This window comes from Streptomyces hygroscopicus, assembly GCF_026168105.1.
GTDB lineage: Bacteria > Actinomycetota > Actinomycetes > Streptomycetales > Streptomycetaceae > Streptomyces > Streptomyces hygroscopicus_D.
Genome location: NZ_LBMW01000003.1, coordinates 52,170 through 73,198, shown reverse-complemented (window position 1 = coordinate 73,198; position 21,029 = coordinate 52,170). Strand labels below are relative to the sequence as shown.

Here is a 21,029-nt window from a genome sequence, read left to right as displayed (position 1 = left end):
GGCGACAGGGGGACGCTGATGCTCGCCGACGCGGCTCTGGCCGTCATGTGGATCGGCCTGACCTGTTACGCCCTGTTCGGCGGCGCCGACTTCGGTGCCGGCCTGTGGGACCTGCTCGCCGGTGGCGTCCGGCGCGGCCAGGCCCCCCGCCGGCTCATCGAGCACAGCATCGGCCCGGTCTGGGAGGCCAATCACGTCTGGCTGATCTTCGTCGTGGTCATGCTGTGGACGGAGTTCTCCCCGGTGTTCGCGGCGGTGATGTCCACGCTGTACATCCCCCTGACCCTCACCGCCCTGGGCATCATCGCGCGCGGCGCCGCGTTCGCCTTCCGCAAGGCCAGTTCCGAGGTGTGGCAGCAGCGACTGTTCGGCGGCTTCTTCGCGCTCTCCTCGGTCGTCACGCCCTACTTCCTCGGCTCGGTCGCCGGAGCCGTCGCCTCGGGGCGCGTTCCCCCCGGACTGGCGAAGGGAGACCTGGTCACCAGCTGGCTCAATCCGACCTCGGCGCTCGGCGGCGTACTCGCCGTTCTCACCTGCGGATACCTGGCGGCGGTCTACCTGAGCGGTGACGCCGTCCGGGCCGGCGATCCGGATCTGTCGGCCTACTTCCGGCGCAGGGCGCTGGTCATTGGAGGGGTGACGGGCGTCGTGGCGCTGATCGGCATCGTGGTGCTCCGTGCGGACGCCCCGGGCCTCTTCCACGGGCTCACCCACCGGGCGCTGCCGCTGGTCGGGGTGTCCGCCGTGCTGGGCGCGGTCGGTCTGGCCCTGCTCCTGCGCGCGAAGCTGACGCTCGTGCGTGTCACGGCGGCCGCAGCCGTCGCCGCCATCCTGTGGAGCTGGGGCGCCGCCCAGTACCCGCTGATGCTGCCCCCTTCGGTCACCGTCGCCGACAGCGTCTCCCAGCCCTCCGTGCTCGTCGTCACCCTCGCCGCCCTGGGGGTGGGCGCGGTACTGCTCGTTCCGTCGCTGCTGTGGCTCTACGCGCTCTTCCAGCTGCGCCTCGTGCCCGAGCAGCCACAGGACGGGAGTTAGCCGGTGGCCGCCCGGGGCACCCGGCGTCCCGGGCGAGCCCGACCGGGGCCGCCATGGCGAACCGGAGGTGCTGAAGGTGGGACACGGAGGCAACGTCGTCAACGAGCTGGTGACGGACCACCGCGAGGTGGAAGAGCTGTTCGGCAGGATCGACGCGCTGCCGCCCGGCGACAAGGACCGCAAGGTCTACGCCGAGCAGGTCACCATGGAACTCGTGCGGCACTCGGTGGCCGAGGAGGCTCACCTCTACCCGGCCGTGCGCGAGTACCTGCCCGACGGGGACACGATCGCCGACCGGGAGATCCAGGACCACTCCAGGGCCGAACAGATCATGAAGGACCTGGAGAGCCTGGAGGCCGGCGATCCCGAGTTCGACCGTCTGATCGGCAGGTTGATGACCGAGATCCGCGCGCATGTGGCCGACGAGGAGGAGAACCTCTTCCCCAAGCTGATGCAAGCGGCTCCCACGGAGGCGCTCGACGAACTGGGCGAGAAGGTCCGGCGGGCGAAGAGGACGGCGCCGACGCGTCCGCACCCGTCCGCCCCGGACACGCCGCCGGCCAACAGGCTGCTCGCCCCCGGGGCCGGAGTCGTCGACCGGATCCGTGACGCGCTCTCGGGCCGCGGGGAGAGGGACTGAAGGTCGCCCGGAGCAGTCACGCCGCCGGGGAGATCACCGAGCGCATCGACCACCTCGGCAAGAGCTCCCCTCCCCGCGGTGCTCACTCGCGTGTGCACGTACGCACGCCGGGCACCAGGTCAGTGCCGCCTTCCGCGTGCGCTTCGTGCGGTATCGTCCGGCCCGTTGGACGGAGCGCCGCGGCGCGGCGGGCCCGAGCCGACGGAGCCGACGAGCACGCCCCGCACGGCGCAGGGCGAAGGCCCGCACGGCGGCAGGGCTGAGCCCCTACGGCGACAGTGCGGAGGGATTTCGACGAGGTGCCGACCATGACCCACACCGCGATGCCCGGCCCGCCTGCCCGGGTACACCGGCGCCTCGACGGATGACCCCCCGTCCCGAGCCGGGCCCGGGTGAGGGCCCGGGTGCCGCGGCGGCCCGGCTCACCGGGCGTCCGGTCACCCGTGTGCGACAGATGTCCGGGGCACTCACCGAGGTCACCCTCGACGGCGACGGTGTGGTGATGGTCAAGCGCGGCGAGGACCCCCGCGCGGTCCGGGCGGAGGCGGCGGGGCTGCGCTGGCTGGCGGAGGCCGGAACGGTCCGCCTTCCCGCCGTGCACGGCCAGGACCCGCACTGGCTGGTGACCGACCGCGTCCCGCCGGGCCGTCCTGGCGCCGAGGCCGCGGCCCGGCTCGGCCGGGAGCTGGCCGCCCTGCACGCCTGCGGCGCGCCCGCGTTCGGCGCGCCGCCACCCGACGGCCCCGAGGACGCGTACATCGGCCTCGCCCCGATGCGCAACATCCCGAGCGCAGACTGGCCGGTCTGGTACGCCGAGCACCGGGTGCTTCCCTATGTGCGCCGCGCGGTGGACAACGGCGCGTTGCGCAAGGCCGAGGCGAGCGTCATCGCAGCGGTCTGCGACCGATTGCCCGAACTGGCCGGGCCCGCGGAGCCACCTGCCCGACTCCACGGCGACCTGTGGAACGGGAACCTGCTGTGGGGCGCCGACGGCCACGCCTGGCTCATCGATCCGGCCGCGCACGGCGGACACCGGGAGACCGATCTGGCGATGCTCCACCTGTTCGGCTGCCCGTACCTGGACCAAGTGCTCGACGGCTACCAGGAGGTGGCGCCGCTCGCCGAAGGGTGGGCGGACCGCATCGCACTGCACCAACTCTTCCCGCTGCTGGTCCATGCGGTGCTGTTCGGCCGCGGATACGGCACGCAGGCGGTCGAGGCGGCGCGGGCCGCGCTGAGCCGCTGACCCCGAGCATGCGGCCACGGGAACGTGCACCGCGTGCCTGCCGCGGATGGCAGACGGGTACGGTCGCCTGACCAGCACGCCGGAAGGAGACTCGATGTCCCGCGCCGCCGCATCGTTCGCATTGCTGCCCGGCGCCGACGACTCGCCCGTGATCCTTCATGTGCCGCACTCCGCACGCCGGATACCCCGGGCCGTGCGCGCGGGCATCCTTCTCGACGACACGGCCCTGGCCCAAGAGCTGGACCACATCACGGACGCACACACCGCCGAACTGGCCGGTCTCGCCGCCGAGGCCGCCGTCGTCACGCCCTGGCGGTTCGTCAACCGCCTGTCGCGGCTGGTGGTCGACCCGGAGCGGTTCCCGGACGAGCGGGAGGAGATGCTCGCCGTGGGGATGGGCGCGGTCTACACCCGTACCACGCACCTGGGCCCCTTGCGGGCGGCGGACACCGACCCGCAGCCGGTGCTCGGGCGCTACTTCCACCCGTATGCGGAGGCCATGACGGCGGCGGTGGCGGACCGGCTGGACGCCACCGGCCGGGCCGTGGTCCTCGACGTCCACTCCTATCCGACCACCCGCCTGCCCTACGAACTGCACGACGGACCCCGGCCACCGATCTGCCTGGGGACCGACCCCTTCCACACGCCGCCCGAGCTGCTCGCGTCGGCACGGGAGGCGTTCACCGGGTTCGGGGGGACGGGGATCGACAGCCCGTTCTCAGGGGCGTATGTGCCGCTGAAGTTCTACGGCACGCGGCTGGAGGTCACCGCCCTGATGGTGGAGATCCGTCGCGACACCTACATGTCAGAACCGGGCGGAGCCGCCGGACCCGGCATCACCCGTCTCGCGTCCTCGCTGGCCGCTCTGGTCGACGCGCTGTCCTGACTGCGTACGGACTGCTCGGGGCAGCAGGGGAGCCTTCCGACGACCTTGTTTGATGCGGTCGCGCGACGTTCGATGCGGTTGCGCGACCCGACGATGCTCGCTGCGGCGCCGCGGGCGCGCAGGGCGCGACAACAGCTGAAACGGCAACCCGGGGTGGTCATCCCGTCACAGGATGTTCGATCCCGCACGGAGTCCGGCCTTCGGGATTGCGCGCGGCGCCATCTCGATGAAAGGTGAGGAGAAGGGTGGCGTCCCGCCCTCGCGACGACCTGTCGGGTGCCACCGCTGCGGATCGACTCGCATAGGAGACCTCATGTCGACGTCACAGCCTGATGCGTCACGTCGTCCGTCCGATGACCGGGCCACGCCGGACGAGCTGCTGCATGTGGCTCCGCCGGAGGCCGCACCGGATGACCTGGTCCTCGCCTCGGGCAGGGACATCACCCCCAGCGCCCTCGCCTGGGCGGAGCGCAAGCTCGCGTCCGAGGGGCGGGCCGCGCTCGACAAACTGCTGCCCTAGCGGTTCCCGGTCCCGGTACGTACCGGGACCGGCACGGCCCGTGCCGCCGACCGGTCCTTGTACGACCGTCGGGGTCCCGGCAGGACCGCCCTCGGGCAGCCGCGTTCAGACGGCCACCGGCAGACCGTTCTCGCCGTCCGTCTCGTCCGCCGTGTCCTGCGCCGCCCTCTTGCGGTGGCCCGCCAGGAGCAGCGCGTCCGCGGCCGCCACTGCCTCGTGCGCGTTCCGGGTTCCCGTCATGACGCACAGCGTGTAGCTGACGTCCTCCAGCTCTCGTGCCGTTTCCAGCGTCTCCCTCTCGGCGAGCGCGATCTGCAGGGTGGCGTACCGGGTGAGCAGCCCTCTTACGACCTTCGCGTCCGGAACGAGCACAGTGAGGCCCTCTCTCTCGATTTTCGAGCCGTGTGCCCCGGCATGGCCGGGCCATGCACAACTCGGTCCACAGGGGGCCACTTTGGCACGATCTCGACCCTCCGGCGCACAACCCGACGCCCCAGAGGTCGTGCTGAATCGACAATGAGCAACGGAATCTGCAGTCGATACGGTCGAATCGTGCGTGTCACGGTCGCGTCCCACCCCGGACAGGCCCCGAAGGCCGGGGGTTTCCTCCTGGGTTGCGGTGTGCATCCACCCGTCGGCGGGGAATACGGTAGGGAACGCGATCTTGACCGAACTCGCCTCCTGGTTCCGTGACGTGCGCGGACCATACTGGGAGGCGGCCCTCACCCCGATCCCCCAGAGTGATCCATGGCTAAGTCCTCCACCGCCCGCGCCACGGCTCCCGAGACAGTGTGGCTGGCACGCGGGCGCCACCTCGGCACAGGCGCCGAGGAGACGGTCCGGCAACGGCTGCAGGAGCTGAAGAGCAGCGCCGTCATCCAGGACCATCTCGAGTTCGACGGCTCCGGCGACGACACGCCCGAGCGCGCCTTCGAAGCCCGCTGGCTGGTCGCCGACGACATCGTCGTGCGGGCGCGTCTGAACCTGGGCGCGCCCGACACCAAGGACGACGTGCAGGACTGGGTGCTGGTGGCCGAGGCGGACCGGCCCTGGAAGCTCGACTGGCCTTCGCCTGCCACCGTCTTCTGGCCCGAGGACGCCGACGCCCCCTGGGACCACGACGTGGTTCCCGGACTCCGCTTGCGGGACATCAACCCGCTGCCCACGGACGACCGTGCGCTTCGGCGTCTGCTCAAGGAGTGCGCGCGCCACAGCTGGAGCATCCACGTGGTCGTACACGAGGCCATGACGCCCGACGAGAACGGGCGGCGCCCGCTGGCGCCGTTGCTGCCGCCCAGCCTGCGGCACCGGATCGTGGAGCACCGAGCCGCGCCCGAACAGTTCCAGGTGGTCAACTGGGCTCTGTACGACCTCGGGGTGCGGGTGCCCCGCGGCGGCGCCGTCGTACTCCCCGCGGCGCCCGCCGGCCCCGGTGTCGACGACAAGACCTTCAGCGTGCGCTCCGTGTTTCTCGACGGTACGGAACCCACGGATCTGCTCGACACCGTGCGGCGCTACGCCGACCAGCCCGGTCCCCTGCCCGACGGGGCCGGCGAAGCCCTGTCCGGACTGCGCGAGCAATGGCACCTGACGACCCTGGAGGAGGAGCTGGACCAGGCGCGCCGCCAGCTCGCCTCGTACGCCGAGGCACTCGACGCCATGACCAGGTCGCGCGACCTGTATCGGGAGGCGGCCGAGCTCGCCCATGAGGCACTGGAGGCTTACCGGGAGTCCGGCAGGCTGCCGTCACCGCGCCAGGAACAGCGCAAGCGGGAAGGTTTCTCCTTGCGCGCCCTGGCCAAGCCCCTGGAACGCGTGCGGGACGGCGCCAAGCTGCTCCGCCCGCCGGGCGTCGAGGACCACACACCCGGCACCGCCGCCCCGGACGAAGAGCCCGAGGCGGCCGGACACCGGGCGGAGCCTGCGGACGCCGGGGAGCGGGACCGCTGAGCAAGCGAAAGGGCCCCGCCGAGTGCCAGGGGGAGGGCATCGGCGGAGCCTGGCGGCCCGGGGTCGCCAGGAGCGAGGGCGCCCACGGGCGGTACCGATGCTGCTGCCCGGCTCGTACGGAGTATGCGCCGCCGCCTGGCCGGGCGGCACACGCCCGGGACCGAACGCGGGGCCTGCTCCGGGTCCGAACTGCCACGTGTAGAGAGTGAATCGGAGGGTACCTGGAGCCGGACTCGCCGCCGGGCACCTGCCCGGCGGCGAGAAGTTGATCACTTCCGGAGCGCGGCCCGCGGTGCATCGGGCGCACGCACCGGGGTAGGCGAGCCCCGCACGCAGTACGTATGGGAGGACATTGTGTCGGCTGAGCAGACCCCCCTGACCATCGAGGTGACGATGCCCCGGGAGGACGTCGCGCTGGTCATCGTGAACGGTCACCTGGACGTCGACACGGCGACGGAGCTGCACCACCACCTCGCCAACCAGATGCACCACGGGCGACGACATCTGCTGCTGGATCTCTCGTCGGTGCCGTTCATGGACTCGTCCGGAATCAATATCATCCTCAAGTCCTACAAGGAGACCCGGCAGGTCGGCGGCTCCGTAGGACTGATCGATCCGGCCCCCGCGGTACAGCGGATCCTCGATCTGACGGGGGTGACCCTGACCGTCCCGTCCTTCAAGAACGCCGAGGACGCGCTCTTCGGGCTGGGGGATGCGGTGAGCCGACCGTAACGGAAGAGCACGCCTCGGGTGCACCGGCGCCACCAGCCGGAATGCTCGGGTCGGGCCCCTGGATCCACGGCCGTCCGCGTGGGCAGTGCGCGCACGCGGACGGTCCACACACCGGTAATACTTGCCGTTTGACAACTATAGCCGTGAGGCAACAAAGTGTGGGAGGCATCGAACGCACGGAGGGAACTGGAATGTTGCGGTGGGCGGAGCCGGCTCTGCACGCCGACCGGCCGCGGCACGCGCTCGACGTCCCCACGGGGAGAGCGGGCCTGCCCTCGGCTCACGCCGAACGGGCGTCCGTCCCGTCTTCCTCCTGGATCTGCGCCGCCGCGGTGGCGCAGAGGGCCTCCAGGCCCTGCAGCAGGGCCGTGCGCTTGGCCACGGGCATCTGGGCCAGCACGGACTCCAGGGCGCGCTCGCGCCGTGACCGCAGCTCGGCCAGGAAGGACCTGCCCCGTCGGCTCAGGTGCAGCTGCAGCTCGCGCCGGCTGATGGAGCTGGCCGCCCGCTCCACGTACCCGACCGCCTGCAGGCGGTCGCACAGTCGGCTCGTCGACGGCGGGGTCGATCCCAGCGCGTCGGCGAGCGTACGCAGGTTGATGCCCTCCTGGTGCTCCAGGATGAAGAGCACCCGCAGCTGGGAGGCGGAGACGGGCGCGGTCGAGGCACGTCCCCACAGGACTTCCAGCAACTCCGCCGCCTCTGAGGTCACACGCGCCACCTCGCTCGGCTCAGGACGCAGGCTGGAGGAAGGCACCGTCTCACTCTCCCAGGCTTCTCGGATGCTGTCGGCCTGCAGGGACCACAGCTCACGGACAACGATAGATACAGGCACCGGCGCACGGGTGGACGACCCCTCCAGGGCATGAGTCCGGAATCGTACTAGTGGAAGAATGGCGTATCCGACATCGTGAACAGATTCGTGGCAGCCGAGAGGGCGCTTCGGAACGCGGCTCCGCACCGGTTGGTGCATGCGCTCCGGGAAGTGCTGGGCGGGCAGTACACGGCCGAGGCCGTCGAACTGCTGATGGCCGACTACGGGCGCACCATCCTGCAGCCCGTCTCCACGGGGCCCCACACCTGCGAACCCGTATCGATGCACGGCACCACGGCGGGCCGTGCATTCGGCGCGCAGGACCCGGTCGTGGAGGAGACCGGCGACCTGTCCCGGGTTCACCTGCCGGTGACCGTAAGGGGGGACCGGCTCGGTGTGCTGGTGGTCACACTGCCGTTCGAGGGCGTCGCGGAGGCCCTTCCCGATCTCGTCGAGATCGCGGAGGTCCTGGGCCACGAAGTGGTCGTGGCCGATCGGGACACCGACGTCTATCTGCAGGCCAGACGCAAGGACCGGCTGACGCTCGCCGCCGAGATGCAGTGGCAGCTGCTGCCCGGCCACTCGTGTGCGCGCGAGGAGTACGCGCTCGGCGCTCAGCTGGAGCCCGCCTACGCGATCTTCGGCGACAACTTCGACTGGTCCGCCGACCCGGACCGCCTGATGCTGTACATCACGAACGGGATGGGCGAGGGCATCGAGGCGTCGCTGCTGACCAGCCTCGGGATCAACGCACTGCGCAACGCCCGGCGCGCCGGGATCCCCATCGAGGACCAGGCCGCCCTCGCCGACCAGGCCGTCTTCGCCCAATACCGGGGCGCCTCCTATCTCTCGGTCCTGCTGCTCGACTTCGAACTGACCACCGGGCGGGTGAAGGTCGTCGACGCGGGCTCCCCCCGGATGCTGCGGCTGCGCGGCAGGACAGTCGAACCGGTCGGCCTCGAGGCCCAGTTGCCGCTCGGCATGTTCGAGGAGACCGACTACGTGGCGCAGGAGATCCACGTCGAACCGGGCGATCGGCTCGTCTTCGTCAGCGACGGCGTCCACGGGGCCGTCGCGCCGGGGGGCGAGGAGTACGGCGAAAAGGCCCTGTCCAAGGCGATCGCCTCGACGCGGCTGCTGCCGGCCCCGGAGGTGCCCCGCGCCGTCCTGAGAGCGCTGTCGGCTCATCGTGGCGTTCCGGACCCGGAGGACGACGCGCTCGTCGTGTGCCTTGACTGGTTCGGACGGCGGCGCGGGTCATAGGCTTTCCGTGTCCGTTGCCCGCTCGAGCGGCCCGAAGCCATACATCCGGACGGCAGTTGGCCAGGTCCCCCGATCGTTGGACGATCTTCCGGGCAGGCCCAGGTGCCATGCGCGATCTCCCATGATTACAGTTGTCGCGCGACAATGAACCGCGCTCTCCGAGGAGGCTCCCTGAAAGCCGGGGGAGCGTACGTACGAAGGAGACAGGGACGTGACGGACCAGGAGACGGCAGCGAATCGAGGAGCGTCGGCACGCGCCGTCGGGGACTTCTTGCAACGCCGTCGGGAACAGATCTCCCAGCGCTGGGCCGACGAGACGCTGTTCCGGACGGTGTTCACGGTCTCCCGCGACGAGGCGGTGGAAGCCGCCGGCGCCCTAGTGGAGGCGCTTGCCGTGGTGGCTGCCTCGGGACGGATCGAGGATCTGCGGGCCCCGGGCTTCGCGGGGGTCGCCGAGCAACTCGCGCGCATGGCGGCCTCGCGTTCGCGTGCGGGCGCCGCACCGGCCCAGATCGCCGACGAGGTGGCGGCTCTGCGCCCGTCGGTCACCGAGCTCCTGACCGCGGACCTGTCCGGGGCGGACGGCGAGGCGACCGGATCACATGTGGTCACCCTGACCGCCCTGCTGGGGACGCTGCGGCTGTTCGTCATGGAGACAGTGCTCAGTGCGGGCGAGGAAATCATCGAGCGGCAGCGTCTGCAGCTGCTCGAGGTGGCCACGCCCGTGATAAAGCTGTGGAGCGGTATCGTCGCCGTCCCGCTCATCGGCACGCTGGACAGTGCCCGCAGCCAGGTCGTGATGGAGAGTCTGCTGGAGGCCGTCGTCACCCAGCAGGCCCGGTTCGCCATCCTCGACATCACCGGAGTGCCGACGGTCGACTCGCTGGTCGCGCAGCATCTGATGAAGACGGTCGCGGCCGCGCGCCTCATGGGGGCGGAGTGCATCGTCTCCGGCATTCGGCCGGCGATCGCCCAGACCATCGTGCATCTGGGGATCGACCTGGGCTCGGTCGTCACCCGTGGGAGCCTGGCCGACGCCCTGGCCTATGCCCTGCATCAGCAGGGTACCGTGATCGTCGATCGCGCGGCCGGCGGAGGAGACCCCCGATGACCTGGGGTCTCCAGGGCCCAGCGGGCATCCACGTCCCGGTCCTCAAGCTCGGCGACGTGCTGCTCGTGACACTCCACGGTGAACTGGACGACAAGACCGCCGAACAGCTCCAGCAGGACATCGGCGAGGCCGTTGCCGGCAGTTCCGCGCGGGGTGTCGTCCTCGACGTCTCCGGGGTCGAGATCGTCGACTCCTTCCTCGGCCGGGTGTTCGCCGAGATCGCCTCCCACGCCAAGCTGCTCGCCGCGGAGACCGTGGTGGCCGGAATGCGCCCCGCGGTCGCCATCACACTGGTCGAGCTCGGCCTCACCCTGCCCGGCCTTCGCACGGCGCTCGACACCGACGAGGCTTTGCGGATGCTGAGCCGGGCGTCCACGCCCCTGTCCGACGATCCAGGACGCCGGGAGAACGCGTGACGGAGACATCGGGTCGCCTCGCCGCATGCCTGCCCATCCGCTCGGACATGGATCTGGCGTGGGTACGACAGCATGTGCGGCAAGCGGCTGCCGAGGTCGGCTTCGGCCTGGTGGAGCAGACCAAACTGATCACCGCGGCCAGCGAACTCGCGCGCAACACGCTCGTCCACGGCGGAGGCGGACAGGTCGAGTCCGCCTACCTCGACAACGGCCGCGCCCGTGGCCTCCGGCTGACCTTCACCGACGAGGGCCCCGGCATCGCGGACGTCGAGCGGGCGCTCACCGACGGCTACACCTCGGGTGGCGGCCTGGGTCTCGGCCTGGGCGGAGCGCGGCGACTGGTCCACGAGTTCTCGATCGAAACCTGTCCCGGCCATGGCACGTCCGTCACCGTGGTGTGCTGGGCCGCCGTGCCGCCGCGCCCGCGGGAGGAGACTCGATGACCCGTGTCTGGGACGTGCCCGTGCACGACTCGACCCGGCTCAGGGACGTCCGGATGGCGGCGAGGGACGCCTGCGGCCGTGCCGGGTTCGACGAGGACCGGGCGGCCGCCGTGGAGCTCGTCACCACCGAACTCGCCACCAACCTGCTCAAGCACGCCGGGGGTGGCCAGATACTCATGGAGACGGTGGACGCGGATCTCGACTCCGGAACGCCCTCTCCCCGGCCCGCGCTGCAGATCGTCGCGATCGACCGCGGCCCGGGCATTCCCGATCTCTCCGCCGCGCTGGGAGACGGCTTCTCGACCACGTCCTCACTGGGCGCGGGCCTCGGTACATGCGGACGTCTCGCGGACGACTTCTCCCTGCACAGCTCGCCGGGGCGCGGCACCGTCGCCCTGGCTCGGATAGGCGCCTCGGCGGGTCACCGGGGCGGACCGCAGAGCCGGCGCACCCCCGCACCGGTGCGGGCAGGAGGGATCAACATCCCCTATGCGGGGAACGACTCGGGCGATGCCTGGGCCTGCGTACGGTCCGGCGAGCGCATCACTCTGCTCCTCGCCGACGGGCTGGGGCACGGGCCGAAGGCGGCCGAGGCCTCCGACGCCGCTGTCCGGCAGCTGCGTCTGAGCGCCCATCTGGCGCCGCCGGAACTGCTCGGGGTGCTGCATGAGACGCTGCGCGCCACCCGGGGCGCCGCGGTCGCGGTCGCCCAGCTCGACCTCACCGCGCAGTGCCTCGAGTTCTCCGGCATCGGCAACATCGGTGCCCGTTTGCGCTCTGGCGACAGCTGGCAGCACCTTCTGTCGCACCCCGGCATAGTCGGTGCCCACCGACCGGCGCACATTCCCCATCTGCGGCTTCCCTGGTCGCCCGACTGCCTTCTCGTCCTGCACAGCGACGGCCTGCCCAGCCGGTGGTCCCTGCGCCCGGACATCCCCTCGGCGGTCCTCGACCCAGGAGTGACGGCAGCTCTGATCGTGCGTGACGCCAGCAGTTCGGCCCGGCCCGTCCGCGACGACACCGCGGTGACCGTGCTGTCCCCCACATCGTCGGATCGTGAACCATGACCCACACCTGGCAGATCACCAGCGTCCTCGACGCCGCCCGGGCCCGGATCGCCACCGCCCGGCTCGCGGCCGAACATGGCGTGTCCGTTCTCGACCGCACCCGGCTGGTCACCGCGGTCAGCGCACACCTGCGGCAGTGCCTCACCAAGGGCGGAACCTGGCGGCTCACCCTGGAGACCACATCTCCCTCGAAGCGTGGGCCGCAGCTGCGGCTCACCCTCCGCCCCAGCCCGGACGACAGCACCGACGCACCTACGTGGCAGGCCGCCGTCCCGGCGACGGAACGGGGCGCAAGCGGTGACATGGCGCCGGTGCGAACCGGTCCGACGGCCCTCGCCGAGTCGCTGTTCGGCGCGGACGAGGACACCGCGAGGGTCCTGGACGCCCTGACGGAACGGGAGGAGCTGGTTGCCTTCCACCGCGAGGAACTCCACCAGACCAATCAGGGCGTCCTCGCCCTGCATGCCGAACTGGACGCTGCCGGGCAGGCACAGCGTGAGCTGTTCGCGGCCGAGCGGGCCGCTCGTCACGAGGCGGAGGAGGCACGCCGACGGCTCATGTTCCTCGCCGACGCCAGCGCGGCGCTGACGGCATCCCTCAACCACGGGGAGATCGTGCGCCTGCTCCCGGAGCTGCTGACACCGACGTACGCGGGGAGCGTCCACGTCTGGCTGCTGGGCGACGAGGACGCGCAGCAGGGGCACGACCCCCGCCCCGCCGCCGCCGTGCTCGCGGCCCGTACCGGCCGTCCGCAGTACGCGGCCGCCCACCCCGGCGGCCTGCCCGGCGTGGACGACCGGCCTCCCTCGGCCCTCCACCCGACCCTGCCCCTGCTGTGCGTCCCCCTGCTGGCCCGGCGGGCACCCCTGGGCGTGCTCACCCTCACCCCGCCCGGCGACCGGTGGAACCCGGACGACGCCGTGATGCTGATCGAACTGGCCCGCAGGGCCGGAATCGCCATCGACAACGCCCAGCGTTTCGAGCACAGCCGCGACATCGCCGAGACGCTCCAGCGGGCGCTGCTCACCGACCTGCCCACCACCCCTGGGCTGCAGTTGGCCGCCCGCTATCTGCCGGCGACCCACGGTCTCAACATCGGCGGGGACTGGTACGACGCCTTCCGCCAGCCCGACGGGAGTCTGATCGCGGTCATCGGCGACGTCACCGGGCATGGTCTGCGCGCGGCGATGATGATGAGTCAGCTGCGCACTGCCCTGCGCGCGTACGCCGTCGACGGCGGCAGTCCGGGCCAACTCCTGACCCGGCTGCACCTGTTCCTCCACCATCTGCAGCCGGACCTGTACGCAACGGCGGTCATCGCGCGTTTCCGCCCCGACGAACCGGTGCTGACCTGGGCCGCCGCCGGACATCCGCCACCCGTGCTGCGCACGCCCGACGGCCAGGTCCACACCCTCGATGCCAAACCGGGTGCCATGCTGGGCATTCCGCTGAAGCAGGACATCGAGGACCACACGGTCGCGCTGCCGGCCGGCTCGACCCTCGCCCTTTACACGGACGGCCTGGTGGAGCGGCGGGCGCAGGGCATCGATCCGGGTATCGAGCGCCTCACCGAGGCGCTCTCCTCGCTCGGGGGGCCGTACCTGGACGGCGATCTGGAGAACGCCGCCGACCGGGTGCTCGACCCGATGCTGGTGGACTCGGAGGGCGACGACGACGTGTGCCTCCTGCTGTGCCACATCAACAGCGCGTCGGTGACCGCGCCGACGGCACCGGGCGGACACTCCTGAGCCGTCGCCGGGGCCACGCCCGGCGGGAATCGTCGGACACCGCCTAGGGCTGCTCCTGGTCCTCCTCTGCTGTACGGGCCTGGCGGAAGGCGTGCAACCCCTCTGCGAGAGAGGCCCGTTGTGCGGGAGTCATCGCGGCGAACACGACGGCCAGGCTCTCGGACCTCCGCTCGGCGACCTCGGCGAGCGCCCTCCGCCCATGGGCGGTGACCCGCAACTGAAGCTCCCGACGGTCGCGGGGATGGGGCACCCGTTCCAGCAGTCCCGCGGCCTCCAGACGGTCACACAGTCTGCTCGCGGCGGGCAGCGCGATACCGAGGGTCTCCGCCAGCGCCGTGAGATTGAGCTCGGAGCGGCGCCGGACGGCCGTCAGCGCTTTCAGTTGATGAGTGGACAATCGCGGAGTGACCGCCTCGGCCGCCGCGGTCCACAGTGTCACGAGGTTGTCCACCGCGTCCGCGAGCTGCCGGGCCAGTGCCGTCGGGCGACCACCCGTTTCCTCTGCTGCCTCCGTCACCTCACGGTCATCTCCCACCCCGCATCCCACGCCTGCCACGCCCGTCCGCTTCACGTCGACCGGCCTGGTCGACGGCCGGTCCGATCGGCGCCCCTACCCAGGTCGCTCGCGAGTACGCGGATGGGTACCCGTTTCTTCACCGGATGGGTGCATCGAACACCGGATCGGGCACCTCGCGGAGGCCGGTCCGGTCGTGCCACGATCTCGGATGCGTAGCCGTCGGCTTTTTGGTAACCGTCATAAGGGGGGCCATGCGACAGTGCGACGAACGACGACAACCGGCCGGCGCGCCGGCCGGGGGAAGGACCGCATGGCGACCGAGCCGCGTTGGGACAAGGCCTGGCCGTTCGACACGGTCGACAACCTCATGGTCGGCTTCGACGGCGAACTGCACGACGTCACGGACGCACGGCTCGCCGCAGAGAGGTTCCTGCGCCGACTGGCGCGGGCCTCGCCACCGACGAGTGCGGAGCACTGGAACGACATACTGCTGGTGGTCGACGAGCTGGCCGCCAACGCCGTCCAGTACGCGCCCGGACCCTTCACATTGGCGATGCGGCCGACGTACGACGGGGTCCATGTGACGATGCACGACACCAGTACGACCCCTCCCGCCCCGCGGCCGTTCAAGCCGGGCAGGGCCGGGGGCATCGGCTGGCATCTCGTGAACACTCTGTGCGATCAGGTGAGCGTCGTGGTCCAGCCGGACGGCAAGGACGTGCACGTCTTCCTTCCCTGGTAGGCGTCACACGCGCGCCCGCAGGCGTGGACACATGCGTCAGGCGGCCCGCTGCCGCGTCCTCGAGCTGCCCGGCGTGGTGCGTGTGCCCTTCGGCGCCGTGGGTTCCGCCGGGAGATGCGGACCGGGGCCGTCCGCGGACGGTGACGGTTCGGGCACGGCACGCAGTCGGCGGCCGGGCAACGCACCCTGGTCCTGGGCGTCGCCGTGCGGAGTAAGCATGCGCTCCTCGTACCGGCCGAGGGCGAGCAGCAGGCACAGCATGGACGCCGGCAGGAGCAGTGCTACGGCAATCATGGGAGCTCCCTCCACGGGGGTGTCCCATTCCGCGTTGCCCCCCTTCGCCCAGGGAAACCCCTCGTGCTTCACCGGACCGGTCGCTGGGTACCTTTCCCGGAGCGGGCATGCGTCGGCGCGACCCCTGGCGTGCCGGTGTCCAGGGGCGCGGACTCGGCGACGAGGGGAACCAGAACGCTGACGGTCTTGCCACCGCCCGGGCACCGCTCGACGGCGATGTCGCGGGCCAGTCGGATTATCAACGGCCATCCGTACCCACCGCCCTCGTGCCCCGAGGGAAGCTCGCCGGAGCCGTAGGCCGCGCAGGGGATGTCCGCGCTGTGGTCGTGCACGCGGAGGCGGACGCCCGCCGGTGTGGGCGTCGCCTCGAAGGCCACGAGACCTCCGCCGTGCCGGATGGCGTTGGACACCAACTCCGAGGTGACCAGCAGCAGATCGATGACGGCTCGCTCGGCCGGCCGGATGCCCAGGGTGTCGCCATGGCCTCGCATGACCCCCAGCACATGGGCGCGCGCCGACGCCGCGCTCGTGACGGGGGAAGCGGACCAGGACGCCTCGTTCCCCGGCGCGCAGTCGCCCGGGGGCAGATGGTAGGCGCAGCCGACTGTCTTCCGGTCTGCCCCTTGACCGTCGGCGGCGGCCGGGCTCTCGCCCTCCGGGTGGGGCAGTTCCATGGACCTCATCGCTCGCCCGGGGGGACGGGCGGCTCCGGCACGGCCCCGGCGCCCTGGGCACGGACGAGGATTCCCGCGGACTCCCAGGCGTCAGGGCGACGGCCGTCCGGGCGGGGGGCCGGGTCCGGTGTGGTGTGGTGGTGTGCGTTCATCGTTCCCCCTCTACCCGGCCGCGCACGAGCCATGGGCCCGATCGCAGCCGCTGCCGGAACGGGCGAAGCCGTGCCGGGCGGAACGGCATCCTGGGCGGCCTGCGCGCGGTCACTCGGAGCTCGGCGGCAGGTCGCGGTAGTACCCCTCGACCCTGGCCAGGTACTCGGGGTCCAGTGTCTCGCGGTCGGTGCGGAAGACGGGCGCGGCCTTCACCTCCTCCTTGGAGCAGGCCAGGGTGATCTGCCGCGTCTGCGGATCGATGCGGGTGACCAGGCCTGCGGGGATGAGGACACTCTTGCCGAAGACCCACACCCCGGTGTCGACGATCAGATGCCGCATGCCCGGTCCGTCGGCCTGTCGGTCGACGTGCCCCACGATGCCGTCCCGGGCCTCGACGGTGAAGCCGGTGAGGTCCTGCCCTTCGCTATGGCCGGTTCCCGGCTGGTACGTCCACGGACTCTCGATGGTCACGACGCTCCCTCCCTCGGTGGGTGTGTCGCAGCGGATACCCGCGACCGAGGGGGGCATTCGAGGTGTGGAGGCCCTCAGCCGGCCAGTGCGGAGGCGAGTTCACCGGCCGCCTCTACGAGTTCGGCGTCCGGTTCCGCGAGCAGTTGCCGCAGGACACCTCGGTCGGCACGGACGGCACGACGGGCCTCCCGCTCCCACCCCACGTAGTCGTGACGGTAGTTGAGCAGCTTGGGGTAGGCGGAGGCCGTGCTTTCCCACTGGCGGGCGTCGGCGATGCTCTTGAGCAGATGGACGATCTGCACACGGCACGTCACCTGGGGAAGCCTGGCCAGCTCCCACAGGAAGGGGACCGTGGCGGCCGTCGCCTGGTCCACGACGAAACCGTACTGGCAGATTCGTTCCCTCAGACCGCCCAGCGCCGCCCTGGCAGTGGTTTCGTCACCCCAGGCAACGTCATGGAGCAGGATGGGGATGGCCTCCGCGGATCCGCTGGAATCCTTGATGGTGTCCCACGGCACGTGCCCCAAGCCGTTCAGTGGTGTTGCCATGTCCGCTCCCCGCAAACAGTCCGGGGCCACGCCCCGAGGGTGGTCGTCCCCGGCCTTGCGCAGCCTTGAGGCGGCTCGGCATCCGATGCACAGGTGATGGCACGGCATCTCCCTGATGCGACGTCAGCATGCGGCGTCGGTACTGCGATTGACGCCCTCGCTATTATTCACGCTGTCAGCGCCGTCATGCAATTGCATGGGAAATTGCACGACGGGTAGGAAGATCGGGGGATCCCATGGGTGCACTCCGCTCGCATACGCCGGTGCCCCGTGGCAGAACGTCGACGAGGAGACTGTGGTGCCGTCAGTGCCGAACGGAGTGCGGGCCAGCGCGTTGGACGCCGGCTGGATCAAGAGCAGGCACAGCAACGCGGAGGGCAACTGCGTGGAGGTGGCCCCCTTGGCCAACGGGGCCATAGCGATACGCAATTCACGCGATCCGGACGGACCCGCCCTCGTGTACACGCCCTCCGAGGTGGCCGCCTTCCTGGCGGGCGCGAAGGACGGGGAGTTCGACCACTTGGTGTGAACCGGACGGGACAAAGCGGTCCCGTTCGGCCCGTGCGGCAGGGCTCGGCCGAATGCGATAATGCCGGGTCTGTTGTCCGTCGGCCAGCTGGGAGCCACGATGTCCGCCGAGTCGCACCGCATCTCCCGCCTCGAACCGTATCTGAACCGGACGGAGCCCGCTCCGACTCTGCTGAAGATGCTGGTCGGGGTGCAGTTGGCCGGCATCCGCGAGGACGCGGGTCTCTCCCAGGAACAGGCGGCGCGGGCCCTCGGGTTCAGCCCCGCGAAGCTGTCGCGCATCGAGGCCGGCAAGGGTCGCAGGCCGCCCACGGAAGGCGATGTCCGTGCGCTGCTGGGGCTGTACGGCGCCGATGACTACGAGGCCTCGGTGCTGGTCAAGCTGTTGCATCGGGCCGGTGAACCCGGCTGGTGGCAGCGCTACGACAAACGGCTGATGCCCGAGTGGTTCGACCGCCTGGTCGGGCTGCAGGAGGCAGCCGCCGCCATCCGCACCTTCGAGATCCAGTACGTTCCCGGGCTGCTGCAGACCGCGGCCTACACAAGGGCCGTGGTGGAACGCGGCCTGCCGACGGCCTCGGCCACCGAGGTACAGCGCCGGGTGGATCTGCGGATGCGGCGTCAGGAGATGTTGCTCCGGCCGGACGCTCCCCAACTGTGGGCCGTCGTCGACGAGTCGGTCCTGATGCGCGTGCTGGGCAGCCGCGAGGTGATGCGCGAGCAGCTCGAGCACCTGGTCGAGATGGCTCAGCGTCCCCATGTGACCGTGCAGATCGTGCCGTTGGACGTGACGAACGCGTCGGCCCCGGCGATCCCGGTCACCTATCTGCGCTTCGGCGGACTCGATCTGCCCGACATCGTCTACCTGGAGCACATCAGGAGCGCCAATTTTCTGGAGGACCGCGACGAGACCGAGGAGTACCGGGTGGCTCTCGACCGACTCGCCGACGAGGCCCTCAACCCCCGTGAGTCACTGGACCTGCTGCACAAGACACTGGAAGCGCGTTACCCCGCGGGGTGAGCCGGGGCCCGGCGTCAACGTATGCGGCCCACTCCCCCGAACTCGATCCACTCCTGGGTCAGCTGACGGGGTGCAACTTCGGAGTCGGGACGCCAGGTGGACACCTCCACCAGGCCCGGTTCCAGGATGTCCATCCCCTCGAACCAGCCCGCCACGTCCTTCTCCTGGCGTACCCGCCCCCAGTGTCCCTGAGTGGCCTGGTCCATGAAGCCGGTGACGAAGTCCCGGACCGCGGCGTCCTCACTGACCAGCTGGCACATCACCATCAGGCTGCCGGGTACGAGACGTTCGGCCACGCGGCGGACCAGGGCGGGCGGTCCGTCGGTCTCGCTGTCCGGGATGCAGTGCATCACCGAGTTGAAGAGCACGGCCACCGGCTGTGAGAAGTCGATCAGTCGCCGGGTCTCAGGGTGGGAGAAGATCGCCTCCGTGTCCCTCATGTCTGCCTGGATGACGGCCGTGCGCTCGTCCTGCTCCAGCAGCGCCCGGCCGTGCACCAGCACCATCGGGTCGTTGTCCACGTACACCACGTGGGAGGCGGGGTCGACGCGCTGCGCCACCTGGTGGACGTTGTCCTGGGTGGGCAGTCCGGAACCGTGGTCGAGGAACTGCCGTACGCCGTGCTCCTCCGCCATCGTCCGTACGGCCCGCTGCAGGAACCGCCGGTTGTTCAGCGCGAGCGCCCGCGTGCTGGGAACGACCTTGTCCAGCTCCTCGCAGGCTGCCCGGTCGGCCGCGTAGTTGTCCTTGCCACCCAGGTAGTGGTCGTACATTCGGGCCGCCGTCGGCACCGTCGCGTCGATCGACTTGGACAACTGCCTGCCAGACTGCATCGTTCCCCCAGATCCGGGCCGCGCCGTCGGAACCGGCTCGGCGGGCACCTCATCCTAGAGAAGCGGCGATTGCCGGTGCCAGTCCCCGAACGAAGTACGCGCAGGCTGTCAACTCCCCCGTGAACAGCACGCGATGGGGCTGAGCCGCAGGTGCACGGCGGCGTCGACGGTGTGGCTCGCCCGGTAGCCGACGGTCATACCCGCGGCGGGTCGACGGTTCCGCCGTGCGAGGCGTCCGTGGCCGTCACGATCCGGGCGAGGGGCGCGTACGTGACGCCAGGCCGGAGAGCGACGGGTCGGGACGGAGGACGGCCTGAAAGTCCCTTCGGCGTCGAGGGCGCGGCGGGGTTCTGCGCCCCCACGGCCACGGGGGCCCCATGGGCACCGCCGCGCATACCGTCAAGTACTATCGGCGCGCCCAGGCCCCAAGGAGGAACTGTGTCGCGGTCGGAACGCTCACCCCTGTTGCTCGCGGGCCTGTTGGCCGCCGCGGGCGTCGGTCACCTCGTCGCGCCGCGGCCGTTCGACGCGATCATCCCCCGATGCCTCCCGGGCAGGGCCCGGACCTGGACCCGTGCGAGCGGCGTGGTCGAACTGGCGCTGGCGGCCGGGGTCGCGCTGCCCCGCACGCGCCGCGCCGCCGCCCGCGCGACCTCCGCCTTCTTCGTCGGCGTGTTCCCGGCCCACGTCCAGATGGCCGTGGACTGGCGCCACCGCCCCGCACCGCTGAGGGCTGCGGCCCTGGCCCGCCTTCCGCTGCAGGTGCCGCTCGTGCTGTGGGCGAACGGCGTGGCCAAGAAGGCGGAGGTCACGTCATGACGAGCCGGGTCGAAGTGGGCAGCAGGGTGGACGACTTCGCCCTGCCGGACGAGACCGGTACACTGCGCCGACTGTCGGACCTCCTGGCCGAGGGGCCGGTCGTGCTGTTCTTCTACCCCGCCGCCCTCACCCCGGGATGCACCGCCGAGGCGTGCCACTTCCGGGATCTGGCCGCCGAGTTCGCGGCCGTCGGCGCGCAGCCGGTCGGCATCAGCGGCGATCCGGTCGACCGGCAGCAGGAGTTCGCGGGTCGGCACACGCTCGGCTTCCCGCTGCTGTCCGACGAGGACGGAACGGTCCGGGAGTACTTCGGGGTCAAGCGCGGTTTCTCCATCGCCCCCACCAAGCGGGTCACCTTCGTCATCGGCGAGGACCGCACGGTCCTGGAGGTGGTGCGTAGCGAACTGCGGATGAGCGCACACGCCGACCGGGCGCTGGCCACCTTGCGCGCCCGCAGGAGCTGACGGCCGCCGCCCACACACCCGCACGCACGGGCCGGACCGCTCCACAGCGCAGATCGAGCGGTCCGGGCCCGCGCGTGTCCGGAATCTGCGTCCC

26 protein-coding genes are annotated in these 21,029 nt (G+C 71.0%); 18 read left to right on the top strand and 8 right to left on the bottom strand.

All coding sequences use genetic code 11. The features are described from left to right. The first annotated feature begins 18 nt into the window (after positions 1–18). The 5 genes from AAW14_RS04275 (at position 19) to AAW14_RS04255 (ending at position 4,327) form a co-directional block, all read left to right on the top strand. The gene (locus AAW14_RS04275; RefSeq protein WP_265560046.1) at positions 19–1,035 is read left to right on the top strand and encodes a cytochrome d ubiquinol oxidase subunit II; all 1,017 of its coding nucleotides are present in this window, start codon (positions 19–21) and stop codon (positions 1,033–1,035) included. A gap of 76 nt (positions 1,036–1,111) precedes the next feature. Further along, positions 1,112–1,675, top strand: a complete 564-nt coding sequence (locus tag AAW14_RS04270; protein ID WP_265560044.1) for a hemerythrin domain-containing protein — start codon at positions 1,112–1,114, stop codon at positions 1,673–1,675. Positions 1,676–2,039: 364 nt separating this feature from the next. Next, positions 2,040–2,921: a fructosamine kinase family protein gene (locus tag AAW14_RS04265; protein ID WP_265560042.1), complete on the top strand. Its 882-nt coding sequence runs from the start codon at positions 2,040–2,042 to the stop codon at positions 2,919–2,921. A 94-nt stretch (positions 2,922–3,015) separates the two neighbouring features. Beyond that, positions 3,016–3,807 carry an N-formylglutamate amidohydrolase gene (locus tag AAW14_RS04260; protein ID WP_265560040.1) on the top strand — a complete coding sequence of 264 codons (792 nt, stop codon included), beginning with the start codon at positions 3,016–3,018 and terminating at the stop codon, positions 3,805–3,807. 313 nt (positions 3,808–4,120) lie between these two features. Beyond that, positions 4,121–4,327 (top strand): hypothetical protein, encoded by a 207-nt coding sequence (locus AAW14_RS04255; protein WP_265560038.1) that lies wholly within the window; start codon positions 4,121–4,123, stop codon positions 4,325–4,327. Between the two features lie 105 nt (positions 4,328–4,432). Here the strand turns inward: AAW14_RS04255 and AAW14_RS04250 are convergent, their stop codons facing one another. Next, complete coding sequence (locus tag AAW14_RS04250; protein ID WP_265560036.1) at positions 4,433–4,699, bottom strand: DUF5133 domain-containing protein; 267 nt, start codon at positions 4,697–4,699, stop codon at positions 4,433–4,435. Positions 4,700–5,074: 375 nt separating this feature from the next. Between AAW14_RS04250 and AAW14_RS04245 the strand changes: the two genes are divergently transcribed. Further along, positions 5,075–6,277: a hypothetical protein gene (locus tag AAW14_RS04245; RefSeq protein WP_265560034.1), complete on the top strand. Its 1,203-nt coding sequence runs from the start codon at positions 5,075–5,077 to the stop codon at positions 6,275–6,277. A gap of 354 nt (positions 6,278–6,631) precedes the next feature. Next, positions 6,632–7,009 (top strand): STAS domain-containing protein, encoded by a 378-nt coding sequence (locus AAW14_RS04240; protein WP_265560032.1) that lies wholly within the window; start codon positions 6,632–6,634, stop codon positions 7,007–7,009. Positions 7,010–7,289: 280 nt separating this feature from the next. Here the strand turns inward: AAW14_RS04240 and AAW14_RS04235 are convergent, their stop codons facing one another. Further along, a complete protein-coding gene (locus AAW14_RS04235; RefSeq protein WP_265560030.1) occupies positions 7,290–7,721 on the bottom strand; it encodes a MarR family winged helix-turn-helix transcriptional regulator in 432 nt (143 codons plus the stop codon). A gap of 198 nt (positions 7,722–7,919) precedes the next feature. Here AAW14_RS04235 and AAW14_RS04230 point away from each other — a divergent pair, with 198 nt between their 5' ends. The 6 genes from AAW14_RS04230 to AAW14_RS04205 all read left to right on the top strand — a co-directional run bounded on the left by AAW14_RS04230 (position 7,920) and on the right by AAW14_RS04205 (position 13,871). Further along, positions 7,920–9,086: a PP2C family protein-serine/threonine phosphatase gene (locus AAW14_RS04230; RefSeq protein ID WP_265560028.1), complete on the top strand. Its 1,167-nt coding sequence runs from the start codon at positions 7,920–7,922 to the stop codon at positions 9,084–9,086. Positions 9,087–9,297: 211 nt separating this feature from the next. Then, positions 9,298–10,197, top strand: coding sequence for an STAS domain-containing protein (locus AAW14_RS04225; protein WP_265560026.1), 900 nt, complete (start codon positions 9,298–9,300; stop codon positions 10,195–10,197). After that, positions 10,194–10,613 carry an STAS domain-containing protein gene (locus AAW14_RS04220; RefSeq protein ID WP_265560024.1) on the top strand — a complete coding sequence of 140 codons (420 nt, stop codon included), beginning with the start codon at positions 10,194–10,196 and terminating at the stop codon, positions 10,611–10,613. Before AAW14_RS04225 ends, AAW14_RS04220 begins: the two co-directional genes overlap by 4 nt. Before the next feature lie 47 nt (positions 10,614–10,660). Continuing rightward, the gene (locus tag AAW14_RS04215; protein ID WP_265560391.1) at positions 10,661–11,056 is read left to right on the top strand and encodes an anti-sigma regulatory factor; all 396 of its coding nucleotides are present in this window, start codon (positions 10,661–10,663) and stop codon (positions 11,054–11,056) included. Beyond that, positions 11,053–12,123: an ATP-binding SpoIIE family protein phosphatase gene (locus AAW14_RS04210; protein WP_265560022.1), complete on the top strand. Its 1,071-nt coding sequence runs from the start codon at positions 11,053–11,055 to the stop codon at positions 12,121–12,123. The genes AAW14_RS04215 and AAW14_RS04210 overlap by 4 nt, the downstream gene beginning before the upstream one ends. Beyond that, positions 12,120–13,871 (top strand): PP2C family protein-serine/threonine phosphatase, encoded by a 1,752-nt coding sequence (locus AAW14_RS04205; RefSeq protein WP_265560020.1) that lies wholly within the window; start codon positions 12,120–12,122, stop codon positions 13,869–13,871. Before AAW14_RS04210 ends, AAW14_RS04205 begins: the two co-directional genes overlap by 4 nt. Before the next feature lie 43 nt (positions 13,872–13,914). Here AAW14_RS04205 and AAW14_RS04200 read toward each other — a convergent pair whose 3' ends face one another. Next, a complete protein-coding gene (locus tag AAW14_RS04200; protein ID WP_265560018.1) occupies positions 13,915–14,388 on the bottom strand; it encodes a MarR family winged helix-turn-helix transcriptional regulator in 474 nt (157 codons plus the stop codon). Between the two features lie 310 nt (positions 14,389–14,698). Between AAW14_RS04200 and AAW14_RS04195 the strand changes: the two genes are divergently transcribed. Further along, positions 14,699–15,130: an ATP-binding protein gene (locus AAW14_RS04195; RefSeq protein ID WP_265560016.1), complete on the top strand. Its 432-nt coding sequence runs from the start codon at positions 14,699–14,701 to the stop codon at positions 15,128–15,130. A 36-nt stretch (positions 15,131–15,166) separates the two neighbouring features. On the opposite strand, the gene AAW14_RS04190 is transcribed toward AAW14_RS04195, so the two are convergent. The 4 genes from AAW14_RS04190 to AAW14_RS04175 form a co-directional block, all read right to left on the bottom strand. Continuing rightward, positions 15,167–15,424 carry a hypothetical protein gene (locus AAW14_RS04190; protein WP_265560014.1) on the bottom strand — a complete coding sequence of 86 codons (258 nt, stop codon included), beginning with the start codon at positions 15,422–15,424 and terminating at the stop codon, positions 15,167–15,169. Positions 15,425–15,492: 68 nt separating this feature from the next. Continuing rightward, positions 15,493–16,098 (bottom strand): ATP-binding protein, encoded by a 606-nt coding sequence (locus AAW14_RS04185; protein WP_322741006.1) that lies wholly within the window; start codon positions 16,096–16,098, stop codon positions 15,493–15,495. Between the two features lie 261 nt (positions 16,099–16,359). Continuing rightward, a complete protein-coding gene (locus AAW14_RS04180; protein WP_265560012.1) occupies positions 16,360–16,722 on the bottom strand; it encodes a PRC-barrel domain containing protein in 363 nt (120 codons plus the stop codon). Positions 16,723–16,796: 74 nt separating this feature from the next. Next, complete coding sequence (locus tag AAW14_RS04175; protein WP_265560010.1) at positions 16,797–17,270, bottom strand: hypothetical protein; 474 nt, start codon at positions 17,268–17,270, stop codon at positions 16,797–16,799. A 298-nt stretch (positions 17,271–17,568) separates the two neighbouring features. Between AAW14_RS04175 and AAW14_RS04170 the strand changes: the two genes are divergently transcribed. Both AAW14_RS04170 and AAW14_RS04165 read left to right on the top strand, forming a co-directional pair. After that, the gene (locus AAW14_RS04170) at positions 17,569–17,799 is read left to right on the top strand and encodes a DUF397 domain-containing protein (RefSeq protein WP_265560008.1); all 231 of its coding nucleotides are present in this window, start codon (positions 17,569–17,571) and stop codon (positions 17,797–17,799) included. Positions 17,800–17,898: 99 nt separating this feature from the next. Continuing rightward, the gene (locus AAW14_RS04165; protein ID WP_265560387.1) at positions 17,899–18,819 is read left to right on the top strand and encodes a helix-turn-helix domain-containing protein; all 921 of its coding nucleotides are present in this window, start codon (positions 17,899–17,901) and stop codon (positions 18,817–18,819) included. Between the two features lie 14 nt (positions 18,820–18,833). Here the strand turns inward: AAW14_RS04165 and AAW14_RS04160 are convergent, their stop codons facing one another. After that, on the bottom strand, positions 18,834–19,652 hold the full coding sequence (locus tag AAW14_RS04160) for an SAM-dependent methyltransferase (RefSeq protein ID WP_265560005.1): 819 nt from the start codon (positions 19,650–19,652) through the stop codon (positions 18,834–18,836). Positions 19,653–20,090: 438 nt separating this feature from the next. Here AAW14_RS04160 and AAW14_RS04155 point away from each other — a divergent pair, with 438 nt between their 5' ends. Both AAW14_RS04155 and AAW14_RS04150 read left to right on the top strand, forming a co-directional pair. Further along, on the top strand, positions 20,091–20,471 hold the full coding sequence (locus AAW14_RS04155; RefSeq protein ID WP_265560003.1) for a DoxX family protein: 381 nt from the start codon (positions 20,091–20,093) through the stop codon (positions 20,469–20,471). Beyond that, entirely contained in the window at positions 20,468–20,935 is a 468-nt protein-coding gene (locus AAW14_RS04150) for a peroxiredoxin (RefSeq protein ID WP_265560001.1), read from the top strand. Before AAW14_RS04155 ends, AAW14_RS04150 begins: the two co-directional genes overlap by 4 nt. Positions 20,936–21,029 lie beyond the last annotated feature (94 nt).